At 55.4% G+C, this 16,665-nt stretch carries 15 protein-coding genes; 7 read left to right on the forward strand and 8 right to left on the reverse strand.

Going from position 1 to position 16,665, the window contains the following annotated elements; all coding sequences use genetic code 11:
• Positions 1 to 193: 193 nt before the first annotated feature.
• Positions 194 to 1,861 (reverse strand): energy-dependent translational throttle protein EttA, encoded by a 1,668-nt coding sequence (gene ettA / locus QMG27_RS08855; protein ID WP_281810690.1) that lies wholly within the window; start codon positions 1,859 to 1,861, stop codon positions 194 to 196.
• A gap of 241 nt (positions 1,862 to 2,102) precedes the next feature.
• Between ettA and QMG27_RS08860 the strand changes: the two genes are divergently transcribed.
• The gene (locus tag QMG27_RS08860) at positions 2,103 to 3,926 is read left to right on the forward strand and encodes a DEAD/DEAH box helicase (protein WP_281810691.1); all 1,824 of its coding nucleotides are present in this window, start codon (positions 2,103 to 2,105) and stop codon (positions 3,924 to 3,926) included.
• Between the two features lie 133 nt (positions 3,927 to 4,059).
• Positions 4,060 to 5,688, forward strand: coding sequence for an FAD-dependent monooxygenase (locus tag QMG27_RS08865; RefSeq protein WP_281810692.1), 1,629 nt, complete (start codon positions 4,060 to 4,062; stop codon positions 5,686 to 5,688).
• Here QMG27_RS08865 and QMG27_RS08870 read toward each other — a convergent pair.
• Genes QMG27_RS08870 through QMG27_RS08880 form a run of 3 tightly spaced genes read right to left on the reverse strand, consistent with a single transcriptional unit; the run spans position 5,675 to position 8,704 of the window.
• Complete coding sequence (locus QMG27_RS08870) at positions 5,675 to 6,655, reverse strand: tripartite tricarboxylate transporter substrate binding protein (protein ID WP_281810693.1); 981 nt, start codon at positions 6,653 to 6,655, stop codon at positions 5,675 to 5,677. The genes QMG27_RS08865 and QMG27_RS08870 overlap by 14 nt on opposite strands.
• Positions 6,656 to 6,681: 26 nt before the next feature.
• Positions 6,682 to 7,755, reverse strand: a complete 1,074-nt coding sequence (locus tag QMG27_RS08875; protein ID WP_281810694.1) for an amidohydrolase family protein — start codon at positions 7,753 to 7,755, stop codon at positions 6,682 to 6,684.
• 13 nt (positions 7,756 to 7,768) lie between these two features.
• Positions 7,769 to 8,704 (reverse strand): 2-hydroxyacid dehydrogenase, encoded by a 936-nt coding sequence (locus QMG27_RS08880; RefSeq protein WP_281810695.1) that lies wholly within the window; start codon positions 8,702 to 8,704, stop codon positions 7,769 to 7,771.
• Positions 8,705 to 8,776: 72 nt separating this feature from the next.
• Here QMG27_RS08880 and QMG27_RS08885 point away from each other — a divergent pair, with 72 nt between their 5' ends.
• Positions 8,777 to 9,550, forward strand: coding sequence for an enoyl-CoA hydratase-related protein (locus tag QMG27_RS08885; RefSeq protein WP_281810696.1), 774 nt, complete (start codon positions 8,777 to 8,779; stop codon positions 9,548 to 9,550).
• 75 nt (positions 9,551 to 9,625) lie between these two features.
• Here QMG27_RS08885 and QMG27_RS08890 read toward each other — a convergent pair whose 3' ends face one another.
• Positions 9,626 to 9,940, reverse strand: a complete 315-nt coding sequence (locus QMG27_RS08890) for a high-potential iron-sulfur protein (RefSeq protein WP_281810697.1) — start codon at positions 9,938 to 9,940, stop codon at positions 9,626 to 9,628.
• 134 nt (positions 9,941 to 10,074) lie between these two features.
• Between QMG27_RS08890 and pdxH the strand changes: the two genes are divergently transcribed.
• On the forward strand, positions 10,075 to 10,713 hold the full coding sequence (gene pdxH, locus QMG27_RS08895; RefSeq protein ID WP_281810698.1) for a pyridoxamine 5'-phosphate oxidase: 639 nt from the start codon (positions 10,075 to 10,077) through the stop codon (positions 10,711 to 10,713).
• Between the two features lie 47 nt (positions 10,714 to 10,760).
• Here pdxH and QMG27_RS08900 read toward each other — a convergent pair whose 3' ends face one another.
• The 3 genes from QMG27_RS08900 to msrA form a co-directional block, all read right to left on the reverse strand.
• Entirely contained in the window at positions 10,761 to 12,851 is a 2,091-nt protein-coding gene (locus QMG27_RS08900) for a TonB-dependent receptor (RefSeq protein ID WP_281810699.1), read from the reverse strand.
• An 89-nt stretch (positions 12,852 to 12,940) separates the two neighbouring features.
• Positions 12,941 to 13,336 carry a hypothetical protein gene (locus QMG27_RS08905; protein WP_281810700.1) on the reverse strand — a complete coding sequence of 132 codons (396 nt, stop codon included), beginning with the start codon at positions 13,334 to 13,336 and terminating at the stop codon, positions 12,941 to 12,943.
• Positions 13,329 to 13,886, reverse strand: a complete 558-nt coding sequence (gene msrA, locus QMG27_RS08910; RefSeq protein WP_281810701.1) for a peptide-methionine (S)-S-oxide reductase MsrA — start codon at positions 13,884 to 13,886, stop codon at positions 13,329 to 13,331. Before msrA ends, QMG27_RS08905 begins: the two co-directional genes overlap by 8 nt.
• Before the next feature lie 69 nt (positions 13,887 to 13,955).
• On the opposite strand from msrA, the gene QMG27_RS08915 reads away from it, so the two are divergent.
• The 3 genes from QMG27_RS08915 to QMG27_RS08925 are packed head-to-tail and all read left to right on the forward strand — an operon-like array spanning position 13,956 to position 16,661.
• A complete protein-coding gene (locus tag QMG27_RS08915; protein WP_281810702.1) occupies positions 13,956 to 14,732 on the forward strand; it encodes a YdcF family protein in 777 nt (258 codons plus the stop codon).
• Positions 14,733 to 14,787: 55 nt separating this feature from the next.
• Positions 14,788 to 15,450 carry a TetR/AcrR family transcriptional regulator gene (locus tag QMG27_RS08920; protein ID WP_281810703.1) on the forward strand — a complete coding sequence of 221 codons (663 nt, stop codon included), beginning with the start codon at positions 14,788 to 14,790 and terminating at the stop codon, positions 15,448 to 15,450.
• Positions 15,447 to 16,661, forward strand: a complete 1,215-nt coding sequence (locus tag QMG27_RS08925; protein WP_281810704.1) for an efflux RND transporter periplasmic adaptor subunit — start codon at positions 15,447 to 15,449, stop codon at positions 16,659 to 16,661. The genes QMG27_RS08920 and QMG27_RS08925 overlap by 4 nt, the downstream gene beginning before the upstream one ends.
• The last annotated feature ends 4 nt before the right edge of the window (positions 16,662 to 16,665 follow it).

A 16,665-nucleotide genomic window follows, 5' to 3' on the forward strand; every position in this document is an offset into this window, starting at 1 on the left:
GTTCTCTTAACTAATTTGTGGAAAGCTACACGCAAACATGCAACTATTCGTATGCATTGTATAGTCAATTAAACCCATTAAAGTATTAAAAATGATGAAGCAAAACTTTTAAACCAAGAAATTTATGCCACTTAAAAACAAAAAACCCCAGACCATGAACTCATGATCTGGGGCAAACAAAAAAATAAAAGAATTACTTGAGTGCTTTGAAGCGCACGCGCTTGGGCTTGGCGCCCTCTTCACCCAAACGCTTCTTCTTGTCGGCTTCGTACTCTTGGTAGTTGCCATCAAAGAACACCCATTGGCTATCGCCTTCGGCAGCCAAGATGTGGGTGGCAATGCGGTCCAAGAACCAACGGTCATGACTGATCACCATGACGGAGCCCGCAAATTCCAACAACGCGTCTTCCAACGCACGCAAAGTTTCCACGTCCAAGTCGTTGGAAGGTTCGTCCAGCAGCAACACGTTGCCGCCTTCGATCAAAGTCTTGGCCAAGTGCAAGCGACCACGCTCACCACCTGACAACATGCCAACTTTCTTTTGTTGATCGCCGCCGTTGAAGTTGAAGCGGCCACAATAAGCACGGCTTGGCATTTGGAACTTGCCCACGTTCAAGATGTCCAAACCGCCAGAGATATCTTCCCACACGGTTTTTTCGTCAGACAAGTCGTCACGGGTTTGGTCGACAAAGGCCATCTTGACGGTTTGACCCACTTTGATTTCGCCGCTGTCAGGTTGCTCTTTGCCCGCGATGAGCTTGAACATGGTGGATTTACCTGCGCCGTTGGGGCCGATGATGCCCACGATCGCACCCGCAGGCACGGTGAAGCTGAGGTTATCGATCAACAAACGATCGCCAAATGATTTGCTGACGTTCTTGAACTCAAACACTTCATGGCCCAAGCGTTCGGCCACGGGAATGAAGATTTCCTGTGTTTCGTTGCGTTTTTGGTATTCGTAGTCAGACAACTCTTCAAAGCGGGCCAAACGGGCCTTGCTCTTGGCTTGGCGGCCTTTGGGGTTTTGACGCGCCCATTCCAATTCCTTTTTCATGGCCTTGGTGCGTGCGTCTTCGGTGCGTTGTTCTTGCTCCAAACGGGCTTCTTTTTGTTCCAACCATGTGGAGTAGTTGCCTTTATAAGGAATGCCGTGACCACGGTCGAGTTCCAAAATCCACTCGGCGGCGTTGTCCAAGAAGTAGCGGTCGTGGGTGATGGCAACCACCGTGCCTGAGAAGCGAGCCAAGAACTGTTCCAGCCAGTCCACGGATTCAGCGTCCAAGTGGTTGGTCGGTTCGTCGAGCAACAGCATGTCGGGCTTAGACAGTAACAAACGGCACAAGGCCACGCGGCGCTTTTCACCGCCAGACAGTTTGCCAATGATGGCGTCCCAGGGTGGCAAACGCAGTGCGTCAGCCGCAATTTCCAACAAATGCTCAGAGTCACCCTCTGCACCTGCCGCGCTGATGATGGCTTCGAGTTTGGCCTGCTCGGCCGCCAAGGCGTCAAAGTCGGCGTCTTCTTCAGCGTAAGCGGCGTACACCTCTTCCAAGCGCTGCTTGGCTTCGGCCACTTCACCCATGCCGCTTTCGACCGATTGACGCACAGTGTGCTCTGGGTCGAGCTGAGGCTCTTGAGGCAAATATCCGATCTTCAAGCCGGCCATGGGAATGGCTTCGCCTTCGATCTCTTTGTCGATGCCCGCCATGATTTTGAGCAAGGTGGACTTACCCGAACCGTTCAAACCCAACACACCAATCTTGGCGCCTGGGAAGAAGGACAGGGAAATATCTTTCAAGATCTGACGCTTGGGCGGCACAATTTTGCCGACGCGGTTCATACTGAAAACGTACTGAGCCATTTGTTTTTCTTTCGGGTAGCGAATGCAATAAAACGCTGATTATCCCAGCTATCTCAATCCATGCCACAATAGCGTCAGTTGCCGCCGCCAGTTGCCGCAACATCAGCACTTCTGCTGGAGCCTGTTCCAAACACTTCTGTTTGAGATTTCTAGAGCTCACCTGTAAATATTGCCGACCTTTGACTGGGTGGCCCTCGGGCCAAGCGGGTTGGTGTCATGCGCTGACTTGAAGCGCTCCATCATGAAATTTGAAGATTTAAATTTGGCTCCGGCCATCCAAAAAGCTGTGGCCGAACAGGGCTACGAAACGCCAACTCCCATTCAGCAGCAAGCCATTCCAGCCGTTCTGGCTGGTCACGATTTGTTGGCAGGCGCGCAAACCGGCACGGGTAAAACGGCCGCCTTCACACTGCCTGTGCTGCACAAGCTCACCATGAGCCGCAGCAAAGAAAACAAGTTTGGCGTGTATGGTGTGCGCGCCCTCGTGCTGACCCCCACCCGTGAACTCGCGGCCCAAGTGGAAGAGTCGGTACGCAACTACGGCAAATATTTGCAACTCACCTCCACCGTCATCTTTGGTGGCGTGGGCATGAACCCACAAATCTCTCGCTTGAAAAAAGGCGTGGACATTTTGGTGGCTACCCCTGGCCGCTTGCTGGATTTGCAGCAACAAGGCGAGCTCGACTTGTCCACTGTCGAAATCTTGGTGCTTGACGAAGCTGACCGCATGCTGGACATGGGTTTTATTCACGACGTCAAGAAAATCTTGGCCTTGGTGCCTAAAGACAAGCAAAGCTTGTTGTTCTCAGCCACCTTCAGCGACGAAATTCGTGAACTGGCCAACAACCTGCTCAAAGACCCACAAAGCATTCAGGTCACGCCCAGCAACACCACGGTGCAACGCATCACGCAAGTGGTTCACCCTGTGGGCCGAGGCAAGAAAAAGGCCCTGCTCGCCCACATCATCAACGAGCACAACTGGAGCCAAGTGCTGGTGTTCACACGCACCAAGTTTGGCGCCAACAATGTGGCCGAGTTTTTGACCAAGAACGGCATCAGCGCCATGGCGTTGCACGGCAACAAGAGTCAAACTGCTCGCACGCAAGCTTTGGCAGGCTTCAAGACTGGCGAAATACGCGCCTTGGTGGCCACCGACATCGCCGCACGCGGCATTGACATTGACGAGTTGCCACACGTGGTCAACTACGAAATTCCCAACATCAGCGAAGACTATGTACACCGCATTGGTCGCACAGGCCGCGCGGGCTCAAGTGGCGAAGCCGTGAGTTTGGTGTCGTTGGACGAGCAAGGTTTCATGCGCGACATTGAAATCTTCACCAAACAACAAGTACCCGTGGTTGAAGTCGAAGGCTTTGGCCCAGAACCCGATGAAAAAGCCGAACCCATTGCGATGGGCCGCCAAACCCTGTGGGGCGGCCTAGGCAAGCCCCCAGGCCGCGACGTCATGGCGGCAGCGGCCAAAGCCGCACGCAGCGAAATGATGCAGCGCATCCGCGACAACAAGGCCGCTGGCGGTGGCCGTGGCAGCCAAGGTGGAGAAGGAGGCAGAGCCCCACGCCCTAATGGCCATGTCAGCCGTGATCGCATGGGCGATCGACCTCCACGCGATGGTGAACGCAGCGAGGCCTTGGGTGACCGCCCGCCACGCAATGCCAATCGCAACGCACGCGGTGGCAATCGCCCGCAAGGTCATGGCGGCGGCCAAGGTGGCCAACGCCCACCACGCCAATTTGACAACCGTGGTCCCCGCCAAGATGGCCCTCGCGAGCCACGTCACCACGACGATGACGACTTCCAACCTCGCGCCAACGCCCATTTGGGCACCCAAAGTGGCGTGAACGCGTTTGGCCATAAGACCCAAGGTGGTGGCGGTCGTCAACCTGACCCTACACGCACCAGCATCGACCTCATGACCGAGCGCAAACGCGGTGGCGGGGGTGGTTATGGTCGCCGCTCTGGCGGTGGTGGCAACCGTTCTGGCGGTGGCCGCTCAGGTGGTGGTCGCAGCGGCGGCGGTTTTAGTGGTGGCGGTTACGGTCGTTAAAGCTGCGTGATCAACAAGGCGTGAGGCAGCCCCACGCTTTTGTTGACAAGCCATCAGGACTGACTTGCTGGCAAGTTCGCGACAGAGGCCATTCACAAAGATCGCAACAATGTGCGCTTTAGAACTGACGCACATGACTGACAGCATTCACACTCCTCATGAAACCGATGTGGTGATCATCGGTGGTGGCCCTGTGGGCCTGGGTTTAGCCATTGAATTGGGCCAACGCGGAATTCGCTGCATCGTGGCAGAGCGCTACGCACAGCCTCAGCCGATCCCGAAGGGACAAAACCTGACGCAGCGCACGATGGAGCACTTTCATTTTTGGGGTGCTGAACCACAGCTACGTGCGGCCCGCACCATTCCTCCTGAATACGGCATTGGCGGCTTGACCGCTTATGGCTCGTTGCTGAGCGGTCACCACTACGACTGGCTACAACGTGAACTGGTCAAACCGTATTACTTCAAAGACAACGAACGCCTGCCACAGTACGAAACCGAAAAAGTACTGCGTCAACGTGTGGCTGCGCTGCCGACTGTCCAAGTGCTGTATGGCTGGGATGCGGACACCCTCACGCAAAACGAGACTAGCACCACCGTCACACTGACTGAACGCAGCAGCCAAGAACAGCAAACCATCCGTGCAGCCTACGTGGTGGGCTGTGATGGGAGTCGCTCTAAAACCCGAGAGCAAGCAAGTATCACACAGACCCTGTCAGACCATGACCGATGCATGGTGCTGCTGGTTTTCAAATCGCAAGAACTTCACACGCTGCTGTCGCGCTTTCCTGGCAAATCGTTTTACAACGTGCTACATCCAGAGCTCAAAGGCTATTGGAAGTTTTTTGGTCGCGTGGATCTCGGCAACACATGGTTCTTTCATGCGCCTGTGCCCATGGGCACGACCGCAGACAACTTTGACTTCAAGAAATACCTCCACGAATCTGTGGGGGCTGAATTTGAAATTGAGTTCCAACACATCGGTTTTTGGGATTTGCGATTTGCCTTGGCCGACCAATACCGCGCTGGCCGCATCTTCATTGCGGGCGATGCGGCACACAGCCACCCACCTTATGGCGGCTATGGCGTCAATTCAGGATTTGAGGATGCGCGCAACCTCGGCTGGAAGTTGGCTGCGGTTTTGCAAGGTTGGGGCGATGATGCGTTGCTCGACTCGTATGACGCGGAACGCCGCCCCGTGTTTGCATCGACCATCGATGACTTCATCGCCAAATCCATCGAGACGGACCGCGCATTTTTAGCAGACTTTGATCCCGCGCAAGATGCTGCGGCGTTCGAAACCGCTTGGACAGAACGATCACATGGTGCGGTGGGTGAGGTGCATGCGTTTGAGCCCAACTACGAAGGCTCACCCGTGGTGTGGTACACCCAAGTTGCAGCACATGTTTGCAGCGCCAAAGGCTCGCACCAGTTCAAAGCACGCACGGGCCACCACTTGGCGCCTGCGTGCCTCAGCAACGGAAAAAATGTGTTTGAAGTATTGGGCGATGGTTTCACCCTGCTCGCCTTGGGTGCTGCATCGACCGACACACAAGTGCTAGTTGACGCAGCCGCTGCCGCGGGCGTGCCACTGACCGTGATTCAAGAACCGACAGGTTCACAAGCTGACCGCTATGAAGCCCGTTGGATTTTGATTCGCCCCGATCAATTCGTGGCATGGACCAGCGAAGCGCAAACCATTCACGCCGACCTAGCCCATCAGTTGTTCAAGCGCGTGCGAGGTCAGTTCAATCGCCTGTGATTTGCTTGGTGCGAATCACAGTACCCCAACGTGGATAGTCTTTGGCGACGATCGCAGCCAACTCAGCTGGGGACGACGCCGAAGCATCCAGCCCGGCTTTGCCCAAGAGATCTTTCACTTCAGTTTGGCGCAAGATGGCTGCCATCTCTGTGTTCAAACGTGTCACCACCGCAGCAGGTGTCTTGCTCGGTGCAAAGAAGGCATACCAAAGATCAACGTCAATGCGCTTGACACCCATCTCTTCAAACGTGGGCACATCGGGCGCCACAGGATGACGCTTGGGGCTACCGGTCGCCAAGGCGTTCAAGCGACCACTCTTCACAAAGCCTTGCGCAATGTGTACAGGCAAGAAGCCCACATTGAGCTCGCCGCCCAACAGGTCTTGCGTGTAGCCCGCTGTGCCGCGATACGGCACATGCAACATGAAGGTGTTGGACTCGAGCTTGAACAACTCCATCGCCATGTGGTGCGGGGTTCCCACCCCAGGCGACCCAAAACTGATCGCACCTGGCTTAGCTTGCGCCTCTTTGATCAAATCGGCCAAGGACTTGATGCCTGTTTTCGGATTGGCCACCAACATCAATGAACCGTAGGCGGCCATCGAGACAGGTGCAAAGTCTTTCACAGGATCAAAGCCAACGTTCTTGTAGAGCTGTGACGCGATCAACATGGTGTTGGCCCCCATCAACAGCGTGTAGCCATCGGGGGTCGATTTGGCCACGGCCTCTGCACCAATGTTGCCGCTAGCCCCCGGTTGGTTTTGCACCACCACAGGTTGCCCCAAACGCTCACTCAAACGTGGTCCCACAACACGCGCAATGGTGTCCATACCTGTGCCGGGCGTGAAAGGCACCACGATCTTGATGGCCTGATTCGGGTAGGTGCTCTGTGCAGACACACCCAAACTCAAAAAGCTCACCGCAGCCATTGCAAAAACGGCCAGTTGTCGACGGTCAAGGTTCATCATTCCATGTTCTCCAATAGATAAGTCACTTAACCGGCTTTGGAAGCTGGTGGAATTTTGAATAAGCGCTCAGCGTTGTCTTGGAAAAAGGCTTTGCGTACTTGGGGCGCCATGTCGAGGTTCTCCAGCATCGCCACTTCTTCTGGTACATATTGGTAGGGGTAGTCCATCGCATAGAGCACGCGATCGGGCCCCATGAAGTCCTGCGTGAATTTCAAGGCCGCACCCCATGCCACACCGCTGTTGGTGATGTGGAAGTTTTCGCGCAGATAGTCGCTGGGTTTGCGCTTGATCGGTTGCATGCTGGCATAGCGCTTCGACTTCACGGTGGCTGCGTGCATGTAGTCCAAGCGGTAAGCCCAGAACGGCAGGGCTTCCCCCATATGACCCAAGATGATTTGCAATTTAGGAAAGCGATCAAACACACCCGAGGTGATGAGGCGCAAAGCATGCAAGCCTGTCTCCACGCCAAAGCCGTAAATCGCACCATCCAAGCCAGCTTCAATGAAGTGCTGAATCATGCTCGCGGGCATCGCATTGGGGTGCAGGTAGATGGGCGTATCCATCGCCTCGGCCGCTTCAAAGATCGGCCAAAACTTTTGATCAGACAAATACTCGCCTTGGGTGTGTGAATTGATCACCACCGAATGCATGTTCAACTGGTTCACACCACGCTGAATTTCTTTGGCGGCGGCGGCAGGGTCTTGAGGCGCCACAGCGATCATGCCGACCAAACGGTCGGGATGGCGACGCATTGCTTCAGCCAAGATGTCGTTGGCCACTGGCGCAAACGACACGGCTGTGTCTTTGTCCATGATCTGCACACCGGGTGATGTGAGCCCGATGACTTGAACATCCACACCCGCCTCGTCCATGTGCTGCAAGCGCAGCGCGTCTAAGTCGGTCAAGCAACGCATGATGTGGGTGGCGCGCTCACTCGGGCTGCTCATGTAAAAGCCCATCAAATGCTTGAAGCCCACATCGACATCGTCTTTGGCCAAAATGCGCTTGTAAATTTCCAGCATTTCGGGGGGAGAAAACGCCTCTTCAGTGGCAATACGTCGATAAGGTCGCGCGGGCAAAGACGATGAAGAGGCGCTCATGGATTTCCTTCAATTACTGGCACTCAGGCACTGGCGTTGGCAAAGCCCTCCTTTCATAGAAGGCCTGCAAGTTTGAAAGCGTTAATGCTGCCATGGCTTGACGTGTTTCGACTGTCGCACTGGCGATATGCGGCGTCAGCACCACGTTGGGCAAGCGACGCAACTCGGGGTCGATGATGGGCTCATCCCAAAACACATCCAAAGCAGCCCCCGCGATTTCTTTGTCCTTGAGCGTTTGCACCAACACGGGTTGATCGACCACCGAGCCTCGCGCAATGTTGATGAGATAGCCCTTGTTGCCCAAGGCTTTCAAGACAGAAGCACCAACCATGTTCTTGGTGCTATCGCCCCCAGGAACTGCCACCACCAAATAATCAACCTCAGCCGCTAACTGCGTGACGGTTTGATGAAAGGCGTACGGCACATCTGTTTTGGCCTCTCGACAGGTATAAGAAATACGCATATCAAATGCAGCCGCACGCTTGGCTATTGAACGGCCAATGCGCCCCATGCCGACGATGCCGATTCGTGCGCCTGACACTTTGTGAACCAGGGCAAACTGGTCATCCACCCAATCGCCATTGCGCACAAACTTATCGGCTTGCGGAATTCGGCGACCAATCGACAACACCAAGCCCATAGCCAAATCTGCCACGTCATCCGTCAAGACGCCGGGGGTGTGCGTGACCACAATGCCTTTTTCTTTGCAGGCCTCCACATCCACCCCGTCGTAGCCCACGCCACAGATGGCGACCAGTTTCACATGGGGCAGCATGGTGAGAAGCTTCTTATCTACCTTGGCTGATCCCGTACCGATCAAAGCCGTGACCTTGCTCAAAGCACCAGGGTCTTTGATGTGCGTATGGTCGTGCACGATGAAATCGGCCTCTTGCAACGCCTTCATCATGAAAGGCGGCAAGGGAGAGACTTGCATGATTTCTTGAGCCATGGCTGCTTCCTCCAGCTTGTCCTTTGTGTATTGCCCCTTACTCTACTCTCTGATTGGCTACCATCGCAGGCTATGACTGAAGGCACCCCTCTCCTCGACATCACTGGCGCTGTGGCCACCCTCACCTTGCGTCGCCCCTCGCAGCGCAACAGCTTGACGGACGATGACCTCAACACGCTGCTCACCCATTTTGAAACCATCCACCACAACCCCGCCGTGCATGTGGTGGTGTTGCGCGCTGACACCACGGCACAAAAGCAAGCCGTGTTCAGCGCAGGCTACAACGTGGGTGGCTTTGACAACGACCCGATGGCCCCGCTGTTTTTTGAAAAAATCCCAGAAGCCCTAGAACGCCTTCGCCCTGTGACGATTTGCGCCTTGAACGGCAGCGTGTACGGCGGCGCCACCGACCTTGTGCTGGCCTGCGACTTCACCGTGGCGCAACGTGGCTACACATGGCGCATGCCTGCGGCAGCATTGGGACTGCACTATTACCCCAGCGGTTTGCGCCGCTATGTGAGCCGCTTTGGACTGCAAGCCAGTAAGCGTGCATTTTTACTGGGGCAACCCATGCCTTACGAAGACTTAGCGCCACTGGGTATTTTTGAAGCCTTGGTCGAAGCCGATGCGTTTGAAGCCAAAGTCCAAAACTTGGTCGACATCCTCAGCCAAATGGCCCCGTTGGCTTTGGCGCAAACCAAGAAAAGCTTAAATGAAATTGCTGCCGGTTTGTACAACGAGCCTGCACTGAAGGAACGTTCACGCCAATCGGTACACACCCAAGACTTTGCCGAAGGTCGCGCTGCATTTGCTGAACGCCGTGCGCCTAAGTTCACTGGCAACTAAAAGGCGATGCGCATAAAAAATGGGAGCCATGTGGCTCCCATTTGGTTTTGGCCCGCGAACAGGCCAAGGCTGAAATTAAGCCTTCTTGGCGTAAGCCGAGCACCAGCCCTTGGCAGACACTTGTTTGCCAGCAAACAAGGGGCAGCCGCCAGCAGCGTCAGCCGCTTTGCCTTGGAACAATTGGCAGTTGCTGCATTGTTGGCCAGCAGCGTATTTGGGTTGCTTGGCTTTGTCCACTTTGGTAGCGTCAGCTTTGTAGCCCAAGCCAGCAGCTTGTGGGTCTTTTTCGTCAACCATCGCTGCCTGTGCAGCGGTTGTTGCGAAGGCGGCAACGCCTGCAACAGAAATGGTTTGCATCATGAATACGCGACGGTTGGTAGGTTTGTTCATCAATGTCCCCTTGGGAAAGTTTGAAATTGGGCCAGAACATACTGGCAGGCTATATCTTAACGACAGACTTGGCACTGCGATTGATCGACATCAAATCACAGGGTTTATCTGCATCTTGGCGCTATCCTTAAGGCATGAACGACATTGCCAATCTCCGTAAAAGCTACGAACGCGCCGAACTCAACGAATCAGCCTCGGCTGCCGACCCCATGCAGCAGTTTGACCAATGGCTGAAAGAGGCTATAGCGAGTGAAGTCCCAGAACCCAATGCCATGACCTTGGCTACAGTGAGCAGCGACTTGCGCCCCAGCACACGCATCGTGCTCATCAAGGGATACGACGAACGCGGCATTGTTTGGTTCACCAACTACAACAGCCGCAAGGGCCAACAATTGGCAGGTAACCCCTTTGCAGCTTTGCAGTTTCACTGGGTCGAACTCGAACGCGTGGTGCGCATCGAAGGTCGCGTTGAAAAAGTGAGTGATGCCGAGAGTGACGACTACTTCAACAGCCGCCCGCTGGATTCGCGCATCGGCGCATGGGCCAGTCCGCAGAGTCAAGTCATTGATGGGCGAGGCACCTTGGTGGCCAACGCCGCCAAATACGGTGCTCAGTTTTTGTTGCAGCCGCCTCGCCCGCCGCACTGGGGCGGCTATCGCTTGGTGCCCGAGCAATGGGAGTTTTGGCAGGGCCGTAAGAGCCGTTTGCATGACCGTTTGCGCTATCGCCAATCCAGCGAAGGGGCTTGGATTCGAGAACGTTTGGCTCCTTGAACCAACTCAAGAAAAAGCGGTCATGAAGGCCGCTTTTTCTTACGGCATTAGAAACTCACTTGAGCGCCCACCTTTAAGCTGCGTCCTGCAATGGGTGGCGCATTCTCACGCATGGTCTGAGTCAACACCGATGTAGACGAATATGCCAGCTTGTTAGTGATATTGTCGAGCTTGGCAAACAACAACCAATGTGTCGGGCCATAGGTGTGTGCGTGGTAGTTGATGCCAGCATTCCACAGCGTATGACCGACTGTGGCGATGTTGCCATCTGGCACACGGTTTTGAGCTGCTGCATGCATAAAGCCGAAACGCGCACCCCACGCATGTCGTGACCACACGGCATCTGCACCCATGCGCATGGGTGCAATGCGTGGCAAGTCGCTGGCGTGCGTTAGGTCTTTAGCGCGCACCACATCGGCACGCAACTCTAGGTCCATGACACCGTGAGCTGCATTGGGAGACAACAACGCTGCTTGACCACCAACCACACGCACCTTGGCGGTGGACTCAATGCCGTAGAAACGGGCGCGGACACCTTCAAAGGTGTATTCAGGCGGGCTTGCCGCCGCATTGGTTGCTTGCAAAGAGATGAAGTTAGAGAACTGCGAAGCAAAACCAGTGATGCCAAATTGATGCGGACCTTGCTTCCATTCCCCGCCCACATCCAATTGCGTGCCTTTTTCTAAGTTAAGACTTGATTGCCCTATCTCATAAGTCCCCGTTGCAGCATGGTCGCCGTGCGCAAACAACTCATAGTCTTTGGGCGCACGTTGGCTGGCGCTAAGGTTGGTGGTGAGCTGCCAGCCGTTTTGTGCCTCGCCTGCGCGTAAGTTACGCATGGCACCCAAAGCGAAATTGAGAGGTTTGAATTTTTTGGTTTGCGCCAAGCTACCCAAATGATCTTCAAGTGACGCCACCTCGACATCTTCGGCGCGTGCACCTGCACTGAGCTGCCCCCAAGATGTTTGCAAGACTTGGTAGGTAAACACACCTGTACTGCGCGATCGCGTAGGCGGCAACAGTGTGTTGGTCCCGTCTTCAGCTTTGGCTTGCAAATTATTTTGCTCATGCTGAATACCCACCGTGCCATTCAACTGCATCCCATTGCTCAAAACCATGGCCTGCTCACGCCCCTCTACACGCCAATCGTGACCACGGTTTGAAAAAGTGGATTCTGGATGAACCCCAGCAAACTCGGTATGGCTGTAATGGGTATTTCCCAACTGAAACTTGACACTCTCAAATGCCCCCACATCGCGCAACAGGCCTTCCATGGCGTGGTGACGACGCACCAAACCAATCGTCACGCCAGGCTCTGCCACTGTGCCGTAAGTGCTGCGGTACTCGCTGGTCGACGCACCCAAATATCCACGGTCAAACAGCAGCGTGCCGCCCACTGCACCGCCTTTGCTGTCGCTGGCTGAGTTACACACGCGGCGGCCATTTGAAGGGCCGCCCAAGCCGCACGTCATGTCTTTGGGCACACGCAAGTTTTGGGTGCTGCGGTCAAACGCATCGATGTGCAACACCACTTTGTCATCACCGGCCTCCACCATCGCGCCTGTGCTGCGCTCGTCGGCTGCACCGCCTGCTCGCACTTCGGCTTTACCCATCACGCCACCTTTGGCGTCAAACGTACGTTCACGCGCAATGCGGTTGTCGATCACATTCACCACGCCACCTATGGCACTGCCACCGTACAGCAAAGTAGCGGGACCGCGCAGCACTTCAATGCGCTCGGTCGTGAGGGGATCAATCGGGACAGCATGGTCGTTGCTCAAACCCGACACATCCATACTCGCGCCACTGTTTTGCAAGATGCGCGTGCGGTCGCCCTCCATACCGCGAATGATGGGGCGTCCCACATTGGGGCCAAATGCGCTGTTGGCAATGCCGGGCAAACTGTCTAGCGTTTCGCCCAAGGTGCTGCCCTGGCGCTGGGTGAGCGCTGCTCCTGAGAGCTGCTGTGCGGGGACCAACAAACCGCCGCCTTCCAAGCTGCGGGCAGTGATGGTCACCTCATCTAAGCGATGCACATCATCGGTGTGCTCGGTTTGCGCAAAGACGTTACCCAAGGAGAGAGAAAAAAATGAATAAGCAGCAGCGGCTACGGCGCTGCGTTGAAAAACGTGTGTCATCTAATGTTCCTACGAGGCGAGCCATCGCCCTTTATGTCATGCAATGAGAAGTCAGCACACCAGCTCCAAACTGAGCGCGCAACAGCTGTTCAAAGCAAAGCAGCAGGTGGCCCTCGGGCCGCATAGAAACGCTCGAACAATGCAAATCGTTCGAGGAGTAGGGCTGCCGTCCAACTTGGCTTGGACAATGAAGCGGGCAACGCCCAAACTGGGCCTTGCAACAAATCTGGGCAAGCTTGATCAAACAATTGACATTCAGCAGAGCTGCTGTGATCCCCCCAAACAGCAGCAACCAAACTGGCATCGTCCCGAACCACTAGCTGGGTCTTCTGCGAGATAGCGCCAGCGCTCTGCTGCATATGCGCAACTCGATGCAGCAGGCCAAGCGTTTGCATCAAGCTCAAAGCCATCAACAAACCCAACAGCAGGCACTGCAAGCCGCGCGTGCTCAACGCCTTGGGCCAATCGCGCTGCAGATTAGTCATGGCGCATTTTGTCTGCAAAAGACTGCACAAACTTTTGCACCTTCGGAGCCACCACAAAAGCGCAATAGCCTTGGTGTGGGTTGCGCTCAAAGTAGTCTTGGTGGTAGTCCTCGGCTGGCGAGTAGTTGTTCAAAGCTTGCAGCTCCGTGACCACACGCCCAGACAGCGCTGTATTGACCTCGTTCAACACAAGCTGTGCCACCTCGCGGTCGGCTTCGTCACTCAAATAAATACCGCTGCGGTATTGCGTACCCGTGTCATTGCCTTGGCGGTTCAAGGTCGTGGGGTCATGGATGACAAAGAAAATTTCTAACAGCTCACGCAAGCTGATGACTTGTGAGTCGTAGGTCAAACGCACCACCTCGTTGTGGCCGGTATCTCCCTCGCACACTTGTGCGTAGGTGGGATTCAAGGTGTGGCCATTGCAATAACCAGACTCCACATCCAACACGCCTTGCACGCGAACAAACACGGCTTCGGTGCACCAAAAGCAGCCCCCGCCTAAGGTGATGACCTTGGCGTGCACATTGGGTGTTGTGGTATCTGTCATAACGCTTGATTCTATGATTGCACGCGCTGCAGCACAGATACCCGTAACACTTGTAGGCACACCGAATTCATGGACACCTTGCTCGCCCTCAAACCCATTCTCACCACACTTATCTTGCCTGCGTGCAGTGGCTTGCTCGCTGTCTTCGCGATGCTGATGTGGGCTTGGCGTCACAGTGCACGCGCACAAATGCGTGTGCCTATTGCACTGGCGGGTGTCACAACTCTGGCGTTGTGGCTGCTGAGCTGCCAAGCGGTGGCCATTTGGCTGTCTGTGCACCTGCTCCCACAAGTCAGCCCCATCAACGCAGACGATCTCAAACGTCAACATGTGCAAGCCATCGTGGTACTGGGCGGCGGCGTTGAAAACAAGGCGATTGAATACAGCGGGCCCACCTTGTCACCTGATGCGATGTCGCGTTTGCTGTATGGCGTACACCTGTCCCGTAGCACTCAGCTGCCCATGGCGTACACCGGCGGTGTTGGATGGGCGGGCAAAGATGGCCAAACGTCGGAGGCTCAGGTAGCGGCAATTGCACTGACGCGTCTAGGTGCACCTGCCCTGCGCTGGCAAGAAACCCAATCCCGCGACACGCGTGAAAACGCGCTTCTTACAGCCGCACTGCTGAAAAACGACGGCATCACCCACATCGCCTTGGTCACCCATGCTTGGCACATGCCACGCAGCGTGCGCCAGTTTGAGGCCACAGGGCTGCAAGTCACCCCTGCCCCGATGGGCTACATCCGCAGTGATGTATCGCCTCTGCTGCAATGGCTACCCAGTGGCAAAGGCCTGCGCGACAGCGGTTGGATTCTCAGAGAATGGCTGGGGCTTTTGCTCACTTAAGTGCTCCAAAAGAATTAAGCTGGTACATTACTAACCCGTCAGTCATTAACAACTCATGACCTCCGAAACCCTCCTTCATCCAGCTGAACAAGCGCCCAAACGCGAGCGCCGCAAAGAAGCACGCCCGGGCGAATTGCTGGACGCGGCGTTGGATTTGTTTGTAGAAAAAGGTTTCTCTGCCACGCGGGTCGAAGAGGTGGCGGCGCGTGCGGGCGTCTCTAAAGGCACTTTGTTTTTGTACTTTCAAAGCAAAGTCGATTTGTTCAAAGCGGTGGTGCGCGAAAACATTGCCAACCAGTTTCCCACTTGGGAAGAAGAGTTCCTCACCTTCGAGGGCAGTAGCGCTGAGATGCTGCGCTATGCCTTGGTCTCGTGGTGGGAGCGCATTGGTAAAACACGCGCCAGTGGCATCACCAAACTGGTGATGAGCGAGGCGCAAAACTTCCCCGAAATTGCAAGCTTCTACCAAGAAGAAGTCATCCGCCCTGGCAACGCCATGATTCGCCGCATTGTGGAGCGTGGCATTCAAAGCGGTGAATTTCGCGAGGTAGACCTTGAGCAAGCGGTGCACATCATTGTGGCCCCCATGATTTTTCTGATGATGTGGAAACACTCCATGGGCGCTTGCGCTGCATCGGCCAAGATTGTTGACCCAGAGCAATTCATTCACATGCAAGTCGATGTGTTGTTGCACGGCATAACCAAGTCAAACACATGAAAAAAATCAAACCTCGTTGGATCGTCATCGGCTTGGTCGTACTCGCGCTGGTTGCTGGCATCGTTCGCGCCATCAGCAACAAGCGCGCACAGCAAGCCGCTGCGTCTGCCCCTGCCAGCGCAGTGACGCAGATCGAAGTTGCCAACACGGATGTGATGAAGGCTGAGCTGCGCGACATCACCCAAGGCTTGGCCGTTTCAGGCACGGTCAAGGCCGTGAACTATGCCGTCATCAAAGCCCGCGTCGCAGGCGAACTTAAAGAAGTGATCGCGCGCGAAGGTGACTCCGTTAAAGCTGGCGATGTGCTCGCACGCATCGACCCCACCGAATACCAACGCCGCTGGCTACAAGCATCTGAAACAGCCAGTGCTGCCAAATCGCAAATGGAAATTGCACAACGCGCATGGGACAGCAACAAAGCTTTGGTGGATCAAGGCTTCATCTCTAAAGCGGCGATGGACAACTCCATCGCGTCTTACCAAGGTGCCATTGCCAGTCACAAAGCAGCGATCGCCGGAGCCGATGTAGCCCGCAAAGCCTTGGATGACGCCACCTTGCGCGCGCCGTTTGCAGGCATCGTGTCGGGCCGTGCTGCACAAGTGGGCGAGCGCGTGGCGATTGATGCCAAGATCATGGAATTGGTGGACTTGAGCCAGCTCGAAGTGGAAGTGCCTTTGAGCCCCAGCGAATCGATGGATGTGCGCATTGGTCAAGCAGCTGCGTTGCAAATTGAAGACCGACAAGCAACCGTGGGGGCCAAGGTCAAACGCATCAGCCCCAGCGCCCAAACTGGCAGCCGCAGCGTGCTGATTTATTTGACACTCGACAAAGCCGAAGGCTTGCGCCACGGCTTGTTTGCCAAAGGCATTTTGGGGCTAGGCAAAAGCCAAGTGATGGCTGTGCCTTTATCCGCCGTGCGCACCGATCGTGCGCAACCGTATGTTCAAGTGGTCGAACAAGTGGGCGACCAACTGCAAGTGGCTCACAAAACCGTCACCCTAGGCGTGCGTGGCATAGATTTGACACAACCTGAATCTGAAATCATGGTGGGTGTGACGGGCCTCGCTGAAGGCAGCACTGTGCTCAAAAGCCATGTAGGCGCCTTACGCGAGGGCATGGTGGTCAAGTACACGGCAGCGTCGGCCAATGCACCTACTGCCAACGCATCAGCTGCCATCGCACCCGTTGTCAGCGCAAGCAACGCCAACTGAAACA

This window comes from Limnohabitans sp. MORI2 (genome assembly GCF_027925025.1).
Classification (GTDB): domain Bacteria; phylum Pseudomonadota; class Gammaproteobacteria; order Burkholderiales; family Burkholderiaceae_C; genus Limnohabitans.